At 40.8% G+C, this 17,602-nt stretch carries 12 protein-coding genes and 1 pseudogene; 7 read left to right on the top strand and 6 right to left on the bottom strand.

Annotation, left to right across the window (positions count from 1 at the left end; genetic code table 11):
• The first annotated feature begins 2 nt into the window (after positions 1-2).
• From gap to P4S61_RS16230, 3 genes are all read left to right on the top strand, one after another.
• A complete protein-coding gene (gene gap / locus P4S61_RS16220; protein ID WP_145233472.1) occupies positions 3-1,007 on the top strand; it encodes a type I glyceraldehyde-3-phosphate dehydrogenase in 1,005 nt (334 codons plus the stop codon).
• A gap of 279 nt (positions 1,008-1,286) precedes the next feature.
• On the top strand, positions 1,287-2,411 hold the full coding sequence (locus P4S61_RS16225) for a sterol desaturase family protein (protein ID WP_145233475.1): 1,125 nt from the start codon (positions 1,287-1,289) through the stop codon (positions 2,409-2,411).
• Positions 2,412-2,598: 187 nt separating this feature from the next.
• Entirely contained in the window at positions 2,599-4,353 is a 1,755-nt protein-coding gene (locus P4S61_RS16230) for a hypothetical protein (RefSeq protein WP_337118653.1), read from the top strand.
• A 198-nt stretch (positions 4,354-4,551) separates the two neighbouring features.
• Here P4S61_RS16230 and P4S61_RS16235 read toward each other — a convergent pair whose 3' ends face one another.
• From P4S61_RS16235 to P4S61_RS16250, 4 genes are all read right to left on the bottom strand, one after another.
• Positions 4,552-5,826, bottom strand: coding sequence for a leucine-rich repeat-containing protein kinase family protein (locus P4S61_RS16235; protein ID WP_145233479.1), 1,275 nt, complete (start codon positions 5,824-5,826; stop codon positions 4,552-4,554).
• A gap of 88 nt (positions 5,827-5,914) precedes the next feature.
• Positions 5,915-6,628, bottom strand: a complete 714-nt coding sequence (locus tag P4S61_RS16240; protein WP_145233481.1) for a YebC/PmpR family DNA-binding transcriptional regulator — start codon at positions 6,626-6,628, stop codon at positions 5,915-5,917.
• A 179-nt stretch (positions 6,629-6,807) separates the two neighbouring features.
• Positions 6,808-8,874 (bottom strand): M13 family metallopeptidase, encoded by a 2,067-nt coding sequence (locus P4S61_RS16245; RefSeq protein WP_337118654.1) that lies wholly within the window; start codon positions 8,872-8,874, stop codon positions 6,808-6,810.
• Positions 8,875-9,047: 173 nt separating this feature from the next.
• Positions 9,048-10,790: an ABCB family ABC transporter ATP-binding protein/permease gene (locus tag P4S61_RS16250; protein WP_442961599.1), complete on the bottom strand. Its 1,743-nt coding sequence runs from the start codon at positions 10,788-10,790 to the stop codon at positions 9,048-9,050.
• A 223-nt stretch (positions 10,791-11,013) separates the two neighbouring features.
• Between P4S61_RS16250 and P4S61_RS16255 the strand changes: the two genes are divergently transcribed.
• The 4 genes and pseudogenes from P4S61_RS16255 (at position 11,014) to secF (ending at position 15,571) form a co-directional block, all read left to right on the top strand.
• Entirely contained in the window at positions 11,014-12,063 is a 1,050-nt protein-coding gene (locus tag P4S61_RS16255) for an NAD(P)-dependent alcohol dehydrogenase (RefSeq protein ID WP_337118656.1), read from the top strand.
• 127 nt (positions 12,064-12,190) lie between these two features.
• On the top strand, positions 12,191-12,688 hold the full coding sequence (locus P4S61_RS16260) for a hypothetical protein (RefSeq protein WP_337118657.1): 498 nt from the start codon (positions 12,191-12,193) through the stop codon (positions 12,686-12,688).
• A 107-nt stretch (positions 12,689-12,795) separates the two neighbouring features.
• Positions 12,796-14,648, top strand: a pseudogene (gene secD / locus P4S61_RS16265) (protein translocase subunit SecD).
• Positions 14,645-15,571, top strand: coding sequence for a protein translocase subunit SecF (gene secF / locus P4S61_RS16270; RefSeq protein WP_337118658.1), 927 nt, complete (start codon positions 14,645-14,647; stop codon positions 15,569-15,571). The pseudogene secD and the gene secF overlap by 4 nt, the downstream one beginning before the upstream one ends.
• Positions 15,572-15,639: 68 nt before the next feature.
• On the opposite strand, the gene ttcA is transcribed toward secF, so the two are convergent.
• The gene (gene ttcA / locus P4S61_RS16275; protein WP_145233494.1) at positions 15,640-16,545 is read right to left on the bottom strand and encodes a tRNA 2-thiocytidine(32) synthetase TtcA; all 906 of its coding nucleotides are present in this window, start codon (positions 16,543-16,545) and stop codon (positions 15,640-15,642) included.
• 74 nt (positions 16,546-16,619) lie between these two features.
• Positions 16,620-17,546, bottom strand: coding sequence for a universal stress protein UspE (gene uspE / locus P4S61_RS16280; protein ID WP_337118659.1), 927 nt, complete (start codon positions 17,544-17,546; stop codon positions 16,620-16,622).
• Between the last annotated feature and the right edge of the window lie 56 nt (positions 17,547-17,602).

Raw genomic sequence — 17,602 nt, forward strand, 5'->3', positions numbered from 1 at the left:
AAATGATTAATGTAGCAATTAATGGCTATGGCCGTATCGGTCGCAATGTTCTACGCGCGCTTTATGAGTCTGCACAAAATAATGAAATTAAAATTGTCGCAATTAACGACTTAGCACCCGCTAATGTTAATGCACATTTAACACAATATGATTCAGTGCATGGGCAATTTTCTCATAAAGTAACGCTTGCTGATAACACCATGCTGATTGGCGACGACGTTATTACTCTTACCCAAGAACGCGATCCAGCTAACCTACCATGGAAAGCATTAAACGTTGATATCGTTTTAGAATGTACGGGTTTTTTCACTAAGCGTGAAGATGCTGCAAAACATATTACAGCGGGCGCGAAAAAAGTAATCGTTTCAGCCCCTGGTACTGATTTAGATGCAACTGTTGTTCACGGTGTAAACAGTGATGTGATCACTGCAGATAGCAACATTATTTCTAATGCTTCATGTACAACTAACTGTTTAGCACCAATTGCCAAAGCAATTAACGATACAGTCGGTATTGAGCAAGGTAGCATGACGACAATCCATGCTTACACTAATGACCAAAACTTGTCAGACGTTTATCATCCTGATCTGTATCGAGCGCGAAGTGCAACGCAGTCAATGATCCCAACTAAAACTGGTGCTGCTAAAGCGGTTGGTTTAGTGTTACCTGAGCTTGCTGGTAAACTTGATGGTATGTCAGTTCGTGTACCTACAATCAACGTATCATTGGTTGATTTTACGTTTATTACAAAGCGTGAAACAACTGCTACAGAAATCAATGAAATCATGAAAGCAGCATCTGTTGGTTCTATGAAAGATATTTTACAATACAACGAGCTACCGCTTGTTTCTATTGACTTTAACCATAACCCAGCGTCGTCAATCTTTGATTCTACGCAAACGAAAGCTGATGGCAAACTAGTTAAAGTGATGGCTTGGTACGATAACGAATGGGGTTTCTCAAACCGTATGTTAGACCAAGTTAAAGCGTTAGGTCAGTACTTGTAATAAGTACTACGTAAAAATTTAGCTTTATCCAACCAAGCCGCGACTATCGCGGCTTTTTTGTGTCTAGCGCTGGGCTGTAGATATGGTATTCTGCGAGCTGTTTTAATACCAATCGACTTAAATATTTAACCATGCTAGCGAGCTAAATAAAGCGCTATCTGCGTTATGATTTTCATGTAGAACAACTACATGTCAAAATTTACGCCTTGTTATCACTGTATTTATCTGTCGCTATAAATGGTTAGTAACTTAACACGATTGGTATAAAAGGAATTACTAATGAAAAATACTCTAAAAACTCACCTGTTCCGTACTAACCACCTACAAATAGGTGAAGGTAATATTAGCGGTTATATCGGCTGCTTTTTAGCGATGCTGTCTTGTTTAGGCGTGCTCGCCTTTCATTTTCCAGAATATTTAACCACACCGGAACTGAGAAAGAGCTACAGTGTAGAATTTTTACGTCAACTGATGTTTGGTGCGCTTATCGTGGCCGGTAGTTTGGGATTACTTAACTTTGTACGTAACAAAAATAAACGTTTAGGTGCAACTGCGTGGTTTTTTATTGTGCTGGCCATTGCGTTTGGCGGCCCTAATGTTGAGGTGAATGATTTTGCTGATAACACACCCTATATAGGCCTAGACTGGTTTATATTAGATTTATTGGGTTCAACCTTAATATTTATTCTCATTGAAAAGCTGTTACCGCACCGCAAAGAACAAAAGATATTACGTAGTGAATGGCGCGGTGATCTAAACCACTTTTTTGTTAACCATTTGATTATTGGGTTTGTGTTATTAGTGACTAATCACTTTGTGCATTATGGTTTTGGTTGGGCAGTGTCAAGCACTGTGCAGGGCTACATCAGTAAATTACCTTTTATATTGCAAGTGCTGTTAATTATTTTAGTCGCTGATTTGATGCAGTACTTTGTACACCGCGCTTATCATGAAGTGCCTTATTTATGGCGTTTTCATGGTATTCATCACAGTGCAAAAGAAATGGACTGGCTTGCAGGCTCTCGCCAGCACATTTTAGAGATTTTAGTGACGCGCAGTTTAGTACTTACGCCTATTTTCGTGCTGGGTTTTTCGCAACAAGTGATCAGCTTATATGTGATAATCGTGGGTTTTCAGGCGGTATTTAACCATGCCAATGTACGGGTGAAATTTGGTTGGTTGAAATATTTATTGGTTACGCCACAGTTTCATCATTGGCATCACTCTTCAGATAAAGCGGCCATTGACCGTAATTATGCTGCGCACTTTTCATTGTTAGATTATGTTTTTGGCACAGCCGTAAAAGGCCAACAAGAATGGCCAGAAGCTTATGGCGTAGTCGGGGACTATGTACCAACTGGGATGTTAAAACAGCAGCTGTTTCCGTTTAAAAAGCAAAAATAGTCGCGATATGGGAATCCTTTCAATTTAGTGTTTTCGATAGTAGTCATATTTTATCGAGTATTGGTATGGACAGATAATAACCAAAAAATATATTGCTAAAAAAGGTACTAGTAGTAATAATTGATAACTGAAGGAATATGTATTACTAGCGACTTTTTTGAAACTAATTAAACACAAGGATTCTATTTTGCAATTTAAATCATTTTTAGTGAGCTTATCTATTTTAGCCGCAAGTGGATGCGGTGGCTCTTCTGGAGACAGTCAAGACACAAAGCCACCTGCTATTTCAGAGCAAACGTTTACGCTCAAAATAACAGCCAATGGTGTTGCCGCAGGACTTGAAGTGTCATGGATGGATAACAAAGCGAAGCTTACTGCAGACAAGGTTATTGAACTGAGCGCAACGTCAAAAACATTTGTACAACCAACCTTATTAGCTATACCAGAAAGTATCACGTGCGACACACAGCTGAGCAATACAACAACGTTGAATTATAGCCTTGCTGTTAAATGTGTATCTTCTCAGGCGAGTTTTGCGCAAACAACCCCTTATTCATACCCTGTAACTATTCGTTATGGCGAGCAAAGTATTCAGTTAAAAGACTCTCCAGTCTCGGTTCCACCACTTACAATGATTGAGCCTGAAATTACAGCGCTTGGCGGGCCACAGATTTGTGAAGTTGATGACTCCTCTAATCTTAAGTTTAAAGTAGCTTGCCGTCCTTATACTGTGGTGTATGAAAAACGTAAATTGTATTTGGTGTTTAGTGAACAAGAAAAGCAATTATTGTTTGATAACCCCGACAAAGAGCGGTTAATTGAATCTGAATATTTATGGTTTGATGAGCAAGTTTGGTTTATTACTGAAGGCGCCTCTACGCAATACAAATTACACTCTGCTTCTTTTGATAATGGCCAATTAGGTAATTATAAAATCCATGATATTAACGCTTCAAGTCTAGCTATTTCAGGCGGTAAACTATTTGCGTTAACGTCTTTTCCTGATGGTGTTTATAGTTGGCAAAGTGGTAAATGGAAAGCAGTATCTAACCTAATCAACGATGGGGTTTTGAAAAGTGAATTTATTGCAAATAATCAAGACCATTATCTAGCGCTTGAAGATAATAATGAGGTTTCATCAAAATCGTATATACAGATCATAAATGCTCAGATCCGAGGGAGAACTGTATTGAGTAAGCAGATCAGTACATTTAGTCATACACCATTTTTTGAATATGATGACATCACATTTGGTCTAGGTTTTGGTACTGATGAGCAGTTGCTTATAAATGTAATGGACGTTATACCAAGTGCGCGCGATGACGCTGTGTTTTCATTGAATAATGTACGCAATGCTACTATTTGGCAAAATGGTAATAACCAGTTCTTATTTACAAACCAAGACAGTGGCATTGAACAGTTTAAATTCACACGAGAACAAGTAGAGACAAGTACTGCATTCGATTTAACCGCGTTAAGACAAATAACTCCTGATTGGATTGGCGGCGACTTAGATACTTTACTAGCGGGTGATTTTGTTGAGACAGCATCGATAAAATATGCCGTGCTTAAATATTTACGTAAGGCTGGTACAGAGCAGTCAGAATTGCAGTTGCAATCACGGTTAAATACCACTCAACCGATCAGAGTTTATAATGAAACATGGCGCACAATTGCGAGTTATGCACGAAGTAATACTAAAAAAATAACTCCTATTGTGAGTGAACAAGGCTATTTATTGGTTTATGTAGGTGATGCGTCATCTAATCAATCTACGGGGCAACTGTGGGCCCTATCTGCGGATAAAGAGTATTTGATCAAAGCTGATGTGTCATGGGAAAGTTATTCAATGAAAGACTTTCATTTTGAGACTATTTCTGAAAAACACCTTGTGGTGTATAGCGAATTTGCCAACGAAGTCATTACAATAACGCTTGATTAACGCTATTTTATTAACCAACTGAGCTTTGGGTGAATTAGTTTGACCAAAGCTCAGTAAAGTTACTGATATTATAAAAGCATACCAGACACGAAAGCCATATAAGTAGACCAAGGCTTATTTATATTCAGTTTTATTTTATAGCTATGTAGCAAAGCAAGGCGGTAAAGCACGACTCAGAGGTAGAGTCGCGCATAAAAGTTATAGTTTTTCTATTAGTGCTTTAAGAGTTGGTCGTTGGCTCATATCTGCATTCATACATTGTTGAGCAAGTGTTCTTAGCTGTGTTGCATCGCTCGTAACTTCAGAACACACGCTCAGTAAATCATCAATTAAGCAGCCAATCGCTCTGACTTCAATACGCTGCATTTGTTGGCGCTGATAGTCGGTCAGAGAGTCTAAGTTAGTTGCTGCGCCAAAGTCACCAAACAATACTGTGTATTCATCGTTTATCATGGTGTTGTGCGCATATACATCGCCATGACTTACGTTGTTGATATGTAAGTGGGCAAGGGTGCTGACCATTTGCTTAGCTATGTGTTTAATGGCGTGAGCAGTAAACTGTGTATGCTCAAAAAAGGTATCGCGGGTGCAAGTATCAAGTGACGGCGGTAAGCCGAGGTTTTGATAGTCCTTGCTGATAAGCTCCATAACCAGACCAAGTTGCTCTGGGTTATCGATATAGGCGAGAACGTTTATTAGGTTTTTATGTTCGCCCGCTTGCAAGCAACAGTTTACTTCATCAAGTGGATAGCCATCACTGGTGATCGCGCCTTTAAACAGTTTTAACGCCACATTATTGTGCTGCCACTGTGCTAAGTGAATAATCCCAGACGCACCTTCACCAATTTTTTCAACAAGTGAAAACTCGTTTAGTTGTACGGCTGCTAATTGAACTTGTTGTAAACTTTGTGCTTTATTAAAGTCATTGCCTGCAAAAGCCAGCCAACTGAGTTTTGGTAATTCAAACAGCCAGTCATTAACATCAGTTAAGTTATTCGCAGATAAACGCACGAGTTCAAGCGCTTGGCACTGCTGCATGCTGTGTGGCAAAGTCGTTAGTCGATTACCAGCAAGGGCAAGTTTACGCAGTTGCGTAAGTTCACCAAAAGAGTCTGGCAATTGTTCAATATGGTTGTCAGTTAAAATTAACCATTGTGTCGAAAGCGGCAAACTATGCTCGGTAAATTCACTGATTTTATTGCCTTTAAATGCAATCATAATAAGGGAAGGGCATTTTGCCAATACAGCAGGAATATGCTGGAACTGATTGAATGATAAAAACACCCGCTTTAATTTAGTTAAACTAGCAAATTCGTCGGGCAAATCAGATAAGTTATTATTTGATAAATCGAGTACTTCGAGGGTATCTGCAAGGGTAAAAATTTCGTCTGGGAATGTGGTTAGCTCTTCAACTAGCTGTAAACGTTTAGTGCCAGCTAATTTACCACTACGAAGCTGTTCAACGGTATTCAAAATACAAATCCATTTATTTAGGGGTTTAACAATAAGAAAATAAAAAGGCCAATCAAGTTGGCCTTAGTCATAATTTTAGTCAATAAAATTAAAATTGTGCGTTGTGATACACGTTTTGTACGTCGTCACAATCTTCAAGCATCGCTAAAAAGCGTTCCATTACTTCTACGTCTTCGCCTGCAATTGGTGCTTCAACTTGCGGCACAAAAGAGATCAAATCTTCATCAAACTCAGTAACGCCCATTTCTTCAAGTGCGGTACGGGTGTTGTTGTACTCAGTATGCGGAGCAAAAACAGTGACTTTGCCGGCTTCAACTTCTACGTCAGTAACATCAACGTCAGCCATCATTAGTGCTTCAAGCACGGCTTCGTCATCATCGCCATCAAATACAAAAATAGCCAAATGATCAAATAGGTGAGATACCGAGTTTTGTGCACCAATTTTAGCGTTTGCTTTAGTAAAACATACACGTACATCAGCAAAGGTACGTTTGTTGTTGTCAGTTAAGCAATCAACAATGATCATGCAGTTACCAGGGCCATAGCCTTCGTAACGAGTTGCTGAGTAGTCTTCACCGCCGCCGCCTTTGGCTTTATCAATTGCGCGGTCAATTACGTGTGCTGGTACTTGATCTTTTTTAGCGCGTTCAATTAAACGACGTAGCGATAGGTTGCCATCGGGATCAATACCACCATTTTTTGCGCAAATATAAATTTCTTTACCGTACTTTGAGTAAACTTTAGTTTTAGCACCCGCAGTCTTAGCCATTGAATCTTTTTTGTTTTGGTAAGCTCTTCCCATCTGCGTTTCGCCTTAAATATGTTTTTAAAAGTATAAATTTTGTAGTGCCGTATTCTATACCCAACTCGCTTGGAAATACAGAATTCAGTGGGAATTAAAGTTGCTTTGAGTGAGCAAGCAGCACAAAAAATATAACCCGCAGTTGCGGGTTATATTTTCAATCGAAATGTATCGGGTTATTACCAAATACGTACGCGTTGATCTTCTGGTAAATACAAGGCATCACCCGGTTGTACATTGAATGCTTTGTACCATGCATCGTGGTTACGTGGTGCTTGTGCTCTAAAGCGACCGGGTGCATGTGTGCCACCACGAAGCTGGTTTAACATGCTTTGCTCAGTGCGTTTTTCTTTCCATACTTGTGCCCAGGCTAGGAAGAACCGTTGATCGCCCGTAAGGCCGTCAATAATAGGCGCTTCTTTACCGTTTAGGCTGAGTTTGTAAGCGTGATAAGCCATTGCTAACCCACCCACGTCACCGATGTTTTCACCTAAGCTATTACGACCATTAACGAAGTTACCAGGGATTGGCTCGTATTGACTGTATTGTGCAGCAAGTTGGTCGGCTTTGGCATCAAATGCAGCACGATCGGCATCTGTCCACCAGTTACGTTGTACGCCGTTAGCATCTGATTTAGAGCCTTGATCGTCAAAACCATGGCCCATTTCATGACCAATCACGGCACCAATGCCACCATAGTTTACTGCCGGATCGGCATTAGGATCGAAAAATGGTGGTTGTAGAATTGCTGCAGGGAATACAATTTCGTTAAACGAACTGTTGTAGTAAGCGTTAACACGTTGTGGTGTCATGCCCCAGCGGTTACGGTCGGTTTTTTGCAATTCTTTTGCAGCGCTTTCAGCTCGGAAAAACTCGCGGGTATTTTTGATGTTGCCCATCAAATCATTGCTACTTATGCTTAAACCATCAAATGATTGCCATACATCGGGATAGCCAATTTTAGGCACAAACGCAGCGAGTTTAGCGCGGGCATTTACTTTCGTTTCTGCTCCCATCCAGTCTAGGTTGTCAATACGTTCGCCCAGAGCTGTTCGCAGGTTTTCTACCAATGCTGACATTTGTTGTTTTGATGATTCAGGGAAGTAGCGTGCTACATACACTTTACCAATGGCAAAACCTAATGAATCAGTGCTCGACATTTGGCTGATAGCGCGTTTCCAGCGTGGGCGAGGCTCTTGCTGGCCATTTAGCTCTTTTCCGTAAAATGCGAAGTTAGTATTGAATACATCTTCAGACAGTAGCTCTGCATTAGAGCTTAGTGCGTGATAGGTTAAGTAATCTTTCCATACAGTAACATCTTCTTGATTGATCAATGCAATCATGGCTTTGATCGGCTCTGGTTGCGATACATTTAACTGTGGTACTTGGTATCCTGTTTGTTCAAAATACAGATCCCAATTAAAATCAGGGTAGCTAGAGCTCAGCTCGCTGCGTTCGATTTGATTTAGGGTAAGGTCGCGGTTACGACGTTTTTCTCGTGGCCAGTGGCCTTGTGCTATTTTGGTTTCAAGGGCTAAAATTGCCTCAGCACGTTCAGTTGTATTGTCAACACCTGCAAATTTAAGCATGTCGGCGATATGGGCTACATAAGCAGTACGAGTTTTAACAAAACGTTCAGAATCTTCAAGGTAGTAAGAACGATCTGGTAAACCTAAGCCGCCAGCGCCTAATGACATTTCATATTTATTTGGGTCTAAGCGGTTAAACCACATGCCACCACCAATAGGCGAGTTAACGCCCGTTAACCACGATTGGCCAAATAATTTGGTTAGATCATCGGTTGATGAAACGTTACTAATTTCCGTTAGTAGTGGTTTAATTGGCGACACACCAAGCTTATTAAGGGTATCGGTATCCATATACGCGTTATAGAAATCGGCAACTAACTTTTCTTCAGTATTTAAATCTTTACGGGCTGCGATCTCTTCAATAATTGCCTTAACACGCTCTTCGCTACGTTCTGCCAATCCTGCAAATGCACCGTAGCGAGTTTTATCGGCAGGCATAACGTAGTTGTCATACCATGTGCCACTGGCGTACATGAAAAAGTCATCACCTGGTTTTATGGCTTCATTGCGGGCTGTTAAATCTACCCCAAAGCCACCTAATTCAGCTTTTGCTGGCTGGGTTTCGGTACTAGGCTGTTGCGCTTGTGTTGTTTTAGGCTCTGAACAGCCGGTCAGAAATGTGGCAGCAAGTGTTGCTGCAATAAGTGTTTTTTTCATTGGACTTCCCCTGAATGTAATTTAATTATTTTTATTGCACGTTTTCTAACTCAGATTGTTATTGATAACCTAAAAACAGACAAACTTTTGAGGTGAATTACTTCTCAGTTAGGTGAAACAACAAACTACGCGGCATACAGTGTGTATCCCGCGCCGAAGATGAGTCTCCATGTTTATGCTGTTTTTTGTTGAAGTTCCCACATGCGCGCATATTCACCATTGAATTTAAGTAACTCATCATGTTTGCCTTGCTCGATCAACTGGCCCTCTTTGAGCACAATAATCGTATCTGCATCTGTTATTGTTGATAAGCGATGGGCAATAACTAAACTGGTATGATTAGAGGCTAGTGCAGACATGGCTTTTAATATTGCTTGCTCGGAATGAGAGTCTAGCGCTGATGTTGCTTCGTCAAAAATGATAATAGGGGAGCGTTTTAAAATGGCTCGGGCTATGGCAATGCGTTGTTTTTCACCGCCTGAAACTTTTAAACCTCGTTCACCAACGAGGGTTTGATCACCTTTATCTAAACTATCAATAAAGCTGCGTAAATGCGCCATATTAATAGCATTATCAATGTCTTGTGCTGTAGCATCTGGACGGCCATAAGCAATGTTGTCGCGAATGCTGGTATTAAATAACACAGTATCTTGTGGCACAATGGCAATCGCTTGTCGCAAGCTGTTGAGTGTGACGCTAGTAAGTTGTTGACCATCAATATGTATTTCACCGCTGTCAATATCATAAAAGCGATACAGTAAACGGGCTAGGGTGCTTTTTCCTGCACCGCTGGCGCCCACCACCGCGACTTTGCTGCCTGCTTTAATAGAAAAACTAAGCTGCTTAATGATAGGTCTTGATGGATGGTAGCCAAAGTTAACGTTTTTAAATTCTATATCAGCGTGTTGTATATTGAGCTGTTGTGCATTTGCTTTATCTGAAATGAGTGGTTTACGGGTTAATAGTCCGAGCATATTTTCAAGGTCGGTTAAGGCGCGGCGAATTTCTCGATAAACAAAGCCTAAAAAATTGAGCGGTAAAAATAATTGGATCATATAGGCGTTGATCATTACCAACTCACCAATAGAGAGTGTGCCTTTAACCACTTCAATACTAGCAAGCCACATTAAAGCGGTGATCGCTGCTGCTATGATCAAGGCTTGACCTGAATTAAGGGCAAGCAACGATAAGCGGTTTTTAAGCCAGGCTTGCTCCCAACTAGCTAAAAAGCCATCATATGTTTGTGCTTCATGCTTTTCATTATTAAAATATTTAACGGTTTCATAATTAAGTAAGCTGTCAATAGCACGGCTGTTACTATTATTATCGGCTTGGTTTGCTTCGCGAATAAAGCGGTTGCGCCACTGTGTTACAACAACCGTGAAGGTAATATATAAAGCCACTGCAAGCAGGGTAACTACGGCAAACCACGGCGAAAATAAAGTTGCAAAAATAATCGCAACTACGGCTATTTCAAATAAAGTTGGCACAATATTGAACATTAAAAAGCGCATTAAGAAGCTTAAGCCACTGGTGCCACGCTCTATATCACGGCTAATGCCGCCAGTTTGCCTATCAAGATGAAACGACAACTCAAGGCTGTGTAGGTGATTAAATACTTTTAGGCCAATATGGCGCATAGCATGTTCAGTTACACGACCAAACAACGCATCACGTACTTCACCAAAAAACACACTCGCAAAACGTAGTCCGCCATACAGTAACAGTAAAGCTATGGGTACGATGACTATATTTTGTAAACTTGGATCAACACTGTCGATTATTTCTTTCAGCGCCCATGGCATTAATAAAGTGGCACCCTTTGCGGCGATCAATGCCAGTGTTGCAAGTGTTACACGGCCTTTAAAAGCAACTAAGTAAGGCCACAAGGTGACAATGCTTTGCTTTAAATTCATCGCATCATGATGTTTTATTGCTTCTTGTTTACCCATTCCGCGCATATTTTCTCTAACTCTATTAAGTCTGCATTAAACTTTTTCTAGTAGCCTAGAGTATAAACTTTAACAGTTTGTATCTAGGGCTATACTACTAACAGCACATAGTACAGTTTAGGCAGCTTAAGACAATGTTTTAGAGTGGTTAATTAAACTCAGTTTTTTAACATAGAAGGGAAAGCAGATGAAAACTATCGGATACGCAGCACATCAAGCTAATACGCCATTAGAGCCATTTCATTTTGAAAGACGCGATTTGCGCGATGAAGATGTTGCGATTGAAATCTTATATTGCGGGGTGTGCCATTCAGATCTACATACCGTAAATAATGATTGGGGTGGCACCAGTTACCCAATTTTACCAGGACATGAGATTGTCGGTCGTGTCACTGAGGTTGGCAGCAAAGTGACTAAATACAAAGTTAGCGATAATGTAGCAGTTGGTTGTATGGTTGATAGCTGCCTTGAGTGTGACCAATGCCACAAAGGCGAAGAGCAATTTTGTCGCGAAGGCATGGTCGGAACTTATTCAGGAAAAGATCGTATCATTGGTGAATCAACCAAAGGTGGCTACGCCAAACACATTGTAGTGCGCGAAGAGTTTGTTTTAAACGTTCCAGAATCACTTGATCTTGCTAAGTGTGCGCCAATTTTATGCGCGGGTATTACCACGTATTCGCCGCTACGTACTTTTAATGTCGGGCCTGGTAGCCGAGTTGGCGTTATTGGCTTAGGTGGGTTAGGCCATATGGCAATTAAAATCGCTGCGGCAATGGGGGCCCATGTGACAGCTATTAGTCGATCAGATGATAAAAAACAGCAAGCGTTGGAATATGGCGCTGAAGGTTTACTGGTATCTAAAGACGAACAAGCCATGAAAGCATACGCTAATCAGTTTGATGTGATCATTAATACTATTCCAGTTAAGCATGACTTTACCCCTTATATGCCTCTATTAGATATTGATGGTACTCAAGTATTAGTAGGACAAGTGGGTGAGATGGCTGAATCAAACTCGGTGCCATTATTATTGGGGCGTCGCCGCGTGGCTGGCTCTTTGATTGGTGGTATTGCACAAACTCAAGAAATTCTTAATTTCTGTGCGCTACATAATATTTTACCGGAAGTAGAGATGATCAACATGGCAGACATTAATCAGGCTTTTGAACGCTTAAAAGAAGGTGACTTGTCTCATCGTTATGTCATTGACATGTCCTCACTTGAAGTCGCTTAATTATCGACTGTGATTTTTGGCCGTAAGTAGTTTTACTTGCGGTTTTTTTTGTTCAATTGCAAATTAGCTATTGAAATAGGGCAATTACTCCCCATTTATAATACCAGCTTACTATTTAGATAATAAAATGATCCGTTTTCGCTTAGTCCTTACTGTATTACTGCTGTTTACTGCACTTTTTAGTGTGCAGGCTAATGCTGTGAGCAACGCTGAGACTAATGTGAGCCAGCCTACCGCTTTTTTTCAGTCGGCGATGTTATGTGATTTGAGTGTTTTAGAGGTTAAGGTATTTGATACTTCAGTATCAGATAGCACCCCTTTTACCAAGAAGATACCAATTACGGCGGCTGATCAACAAACAGAAGGCGCGGGGTTTGAGTCTTTACAGCCACGCTTTTCAGCGAGTAATTCATCGTTATTTCTGTATCAAAGCCAAGTTGAGCCAAGTTATGTGGCAATATTTGAGTTTTTTGTACCTAGCCTTGCGCGCCAACTTTACTTACAACCCCTTGAACCGCCAATAACATTACCTTGGTTTGTAGCCTACGAAGGTAAAAAATCACGGATTAGTGGTTGGAAAGACGCCAACTTACAATACCGTGCAGTACTTACTTACTTCAGTTAACTCTTCCTACTAATTTTTTCGATGTTTTAGTCATTCAACTAAAGCAAATAAATTACTGCGCCTATGAGGCGAGAAACCGATGCTTGCATTGGTTTAAAGGAAGCAATATGTTAAAAAATTCATCAAAAAAACCGCAGCTACAGCGTTTTAAAATAAGCTATATGGCGATGTTTTTGGCGCTGGTATTATTAGCTATCAGTGCCTTACCAAATTTATATCCAGCAAAATCGTGGCTGCATCTGAGTACAACGCAGAGCCAGCAACATTCACAGCAGTTACTAGCGAATACTCCTTCGCAAAAATCTGTTATTGATTTTTTAAATCAACATGGGTTTCTGGTTGAGCAATCAATTCAAGTGGCGCAAAACAGCCTTTCATTAAATGTGTTACTACAAGAGCCAACCAAAAGTGCCGCAGCGCAACAAGCGTTAAAAAGTGAATTTACGCAGTTGAATGCAAAAATAGTTACGCATCAAACAAGTCCCGATTGGTTACAAAGCTTAGGATTAGCACCTATAAAATTAGGTCTTGATCTTAATGGTGGTGTGTTATTTGTTTTAGATGTTGATTTAGTGAAAGCGCAACAAGAGCAACTTGATAGTGCGTATGAACAAACTAAAACAATTATTCGTGATGAAAAAGCCAGAGGTGTTCGTGTACAAAAAAATGCCCATGGTTTTGAATTACATGCGTTGCCTGCTGCTAAAAGTGACTTAGCCGCAGTACAGGCGAATGTACTAAAGCGTTTTGAGCGTTTAATTGCAACTGCGCATTCACAGGGTAATTTAACAACGGTGGCATTTAGTTTTAGTGAACAAGGTAGTAATGCGTTTGATAAAGAAGTAATGAGTCAAACCTTAACCACTTTAAGAGGCCGTATTGAAGAATTAGGCATTACTGAAGCAGTTACCCAGCGCCAAGGTAAACAACGTATTCGTATTGAGTTACCCGGTGTACAAGATCCAAGTGAAGCAAAACGTATTATAGGTGCAACAGCGTCGCTTGATTTTTATCAGCTTAAAGAAATCGGCGGAAAAACCTTTAACCTGCAAAATGGTGGCTCGATCAATTTAGACCCAATTGCTATTTTTTCGGGACAACACATCAATAATGCCCATGCAGGGCGCGATGAATGGGGCAAGCCGCTAGTGCAACTTAGCCTTGATAGCCAAGGTGGCGAGGCGATGTCGGCATTTTCCAAACGTAATATCGGTAAACCAATGGCAACGGTGTATTCTGAATATTATAAAAATGTCAAAGGTGAAGTAGTTAAAAAAGTGAAGTGATTAATGTTGCCAATATAGCTCAACATTTGAGTAGCCAATTTAGTATTACTAATATGCAAAGCCCACAAGCGGCGCAGGATTTAGCATTGCTATTACGTGCAGGTTCATTAACTGCGCCGGTGACAATCGTACAAGAACAAACCATTGGGCCAAGCTTGGGCGCAGATAACATACATAATGGGCTCGCGGCCTTAATGTTGGGAATGGGTATTACATTAGCCTTTATGGCGCTGTGGTATCGACGTTTAGGGCTGGTGGCAAATATTGCCTTATTATTGAATTTAACAGCTTTAGTAGGATTAATGTCACTGCTGCCTGGTGTGGTGCTAACTTTACCGGGCATAGCCGAGCTGGTACTGACAATCGGTATGGCTGTTGATACTAATGTTATTATTTTTGAGCGGATCAAAGAAGAGCGCCGTAAAGGCCGAGCACCATATCAAGCGATAGAGCAGGGCTACCAACAAGCATTTGCGACAATTTTTGATGCTAATATTACCACTATGATCACGGCAATTATTTTATATGGTATTGGCTATGGGCCAATCAAAGGCTTTGCAATTACGCTGGCGTTAGGGCTAATAACTAGCGTATTTACCGGGGTGTATGTTTCTAAGGCGTTGAGTCAGACTTTGTATTTAAAATTGGCAAATAAGCGAGGAGCTCGCGCATGAGCAATTCAAATGAAAAAATGAGCACCACAACCCGCTTACGTTTATCGGGGTTGGTTTTATCTATCCTACTAGTGCTGCTCTCTGTAATAGGGGTTGCTACAAAAGGATTGAATTTCGGCCTTGATTTTACTGGTGGCTATTTAACGGAGTTTACCACTGCAGTGCCAATTAGTGAGGCTGAGCTGGCGAAAAAAATTAGTTATTATCACCATGATGACTTTGCCTTAAGCGCTCAATCTAGCCAGCACTTTCAGTTAAGAGAGGCAGAGCAAGCCAGTACATCGCCTTGGTTAGCAACGCTTACGCAAGATGAGACATTGGGTGCTGAAGTGTTGTCATCTTCTTACTTAGGCTCACAAGTTGGCGATGAATTATTTGAACAAGGCTGTTTGGCATTATTTGCGGCAATGGTTGCCGTGATGATTTATTTAGCGCTACGGTTTGAGTGGCGTTTAGCGTTGGGATCGGTTGTGGCTTTAATGCATGACGTGGTGGTGGTAGTTGGTTTATTTGCATGGTTACAGCTTGATTTTAACTTAACCGTATTAGCGAGTTTACTGGCAATCATTGGTTATTCATTAAATGATTCAATTATTGTCGGTGACAGGGTACGCGAGCTACTGCGCTTAGATTCCACAACACAACAAGCTAGCGTGAATACGGTGATCAATGAATCAATTAAGAGCACTTTGACCCGTACTTTAATCACCTCAGGCACTACTCTTGCAACAGTGGCGAGTGTGTGGTTATTGGCTGGTGCGCCGTTACAGGGGTTTTCTATCGCACTATTTGTAGGAATTGTTGTGGGAACATTATCGTCAATTTGTATTGCTGCAACGTTACCACAGTTACTTGGTTTAAGGCATGAAAACTATCAAGTTAAGGTCGATGAGCAAAGCCAAGCGTTGATGGATATGCCGTAACTGACTTTATCAACGGAAAACAAAAATGCCGCGATATACGCGGCATTGTTATTCTTTAAGTTAATTTGTTAACTTAAATTAATTGTCACAACATCAGCTGTTTCATCATCGTTAAGTACAGGTTGTTTTGGTATGTCTGGTTTATCAAGCGCAATATCGCCGCCATCAATTACTTCACCGGTTTTTAAGTTGGTGAAATCAAATAACTCATTATCTGCTAGATGCGAAGGCACAACATTTTGCATTGCAGTAAAAATACTCTCAATACGACCAGGGTGCTCAATATCCCACTGTGCAAGCATCGCTTTTGTATGTTTGCGTTGCAGATTTTCTTGTGAGCCACACAGATTACATGGAATGATAGGGTATGCTTGGCTGATAGCATATTGTTCAATATCTGTTTCTTTACAGTAGGCTAATGGACGAATTACCATGTGCTCGCCGTTATCGCTCATTAATTTAGCTGGCATGCTTTTCAGTTTGCCACCATAAAACATATTTAAGAATAGGGTTTCGATCATATCGTCGCGATGATGACCTAAGGCGATTTTAGTGGCTCCCATTTCATTTGCGGTACGGTATAAAATGCCGCGACGTAAGCGTGAGCATAGCGAACAGGTTGTTTTACCTTCAGGAATAATATCAGTCACTATACTGTAGGTGTCTTCTTCAACAATTTTGTATTCAATATTCTGAGTGTCTAAATATGCTGGCAATACATGTTCAGGAAAGCCTGGTTGCTTTTGATCAAGGTTAACAACAAACAAATCAAATTTAATAGGTGCAACACGCTGTAAATGCTGCAGCATGTCAAGTAGAGTATAACTGTCTTTTCCACCAGAGAGGCACACCATGATACGGTCGCCTTCTTCAATCATATTGAAGTCCATCACCGCTTGACCGGTTTGACGACGTAAGCGTTTTTGTAACTTAGATAAGCTATGTTGAGCTTTGGCTTGAACAGAATGCGACATTACGCCCCCTTTAGAACTATGGGTAAAATAAAGGGGCGTATTATATGCCTAAAGTTTCAATCAACAAAATTTATTTAATCTTTTGCCAGCGGGCTCACATAGCCGTCGGGTTTTAAGGCTAATACGTCACAATCAAGGCTGTCAATGACATGCTCTGCGGTGTTACCTACTAAGGCTGCACTTAATCCAGTGCGGCCAACCGTACCAATCACCACTAATTCACTATTAAGGCGCTTTGCTACATCCAGGATCACGTCCTCTGGTAAACCTTCTTCTATGACACAGTTTTGCTGGGCGATTTGATGACTAGCTGCTAACTCATGGGTCGATTCTATATGGTGCTTTTTAACCGACTCATTATAAATACTGGGGTTAAACTCAGGGATTTCAATTGCAATGTTTACCGGTGTCGCAGGGTAGGCGTTAACGATACTAAGGCTTGCGTTAGCCAGTTCACATAAAAACTGCGCATCTTGAATAATACGATGGTTTAAATCAAGGTGCTGTTGGTTTTCACTTACAGCGTTAACAGCAGCTAAAATATTACCCTGCGAAGGCCAAGCGTGTTCTTTTACCAATAATACCAGGGCTGGGCATTTACGAATTAAATGCCAATCGGTTGGAGTAAAAATTACTGACTTAAGTGTATCGTGCTGGTGAGTTCCTTTTACAACCAAATCAAACTGTTGGTCTATTACCGTATCGATGATCGCTTCATAAGTGCGATTATGCCAAACCACTTGACTGTTAATATCGACGTCTGGGTAGTGTTGCAAAATTTCATCCAGCCATAACTGACGGTCTTTAACGACGGCATTGCGCATTGCCTCGCGCTCATCGCCAGAGAGCATGGTCGTCATCTCATAGGAAAAATCATAAATGCTCATAAAGGCGGTTATACTGGCCCCGGACTTTTTGGCTAATTCGATAGAGCGAGATAAACCATGCTGAGACTCAGCGGTTGGATCAATAATGGCGAGTATTTGTTTGATGGTGTTCATAAGCTGCTCCTTTAACTACTTTATAGCTAGAGTGTAACGTATAACGTGAGTAGTTA

This window comes from Pseudoalteromonas sp. B160 (genome assembly GCF_037162485.1).
Lineage (GTDB): Bacteria > Pseudomonadota > Gammaproteobacteria > Enterobacterales > Alteromonadaceae > Pseudoalteromonas > Pseudoalteromonas rhizosphaerae.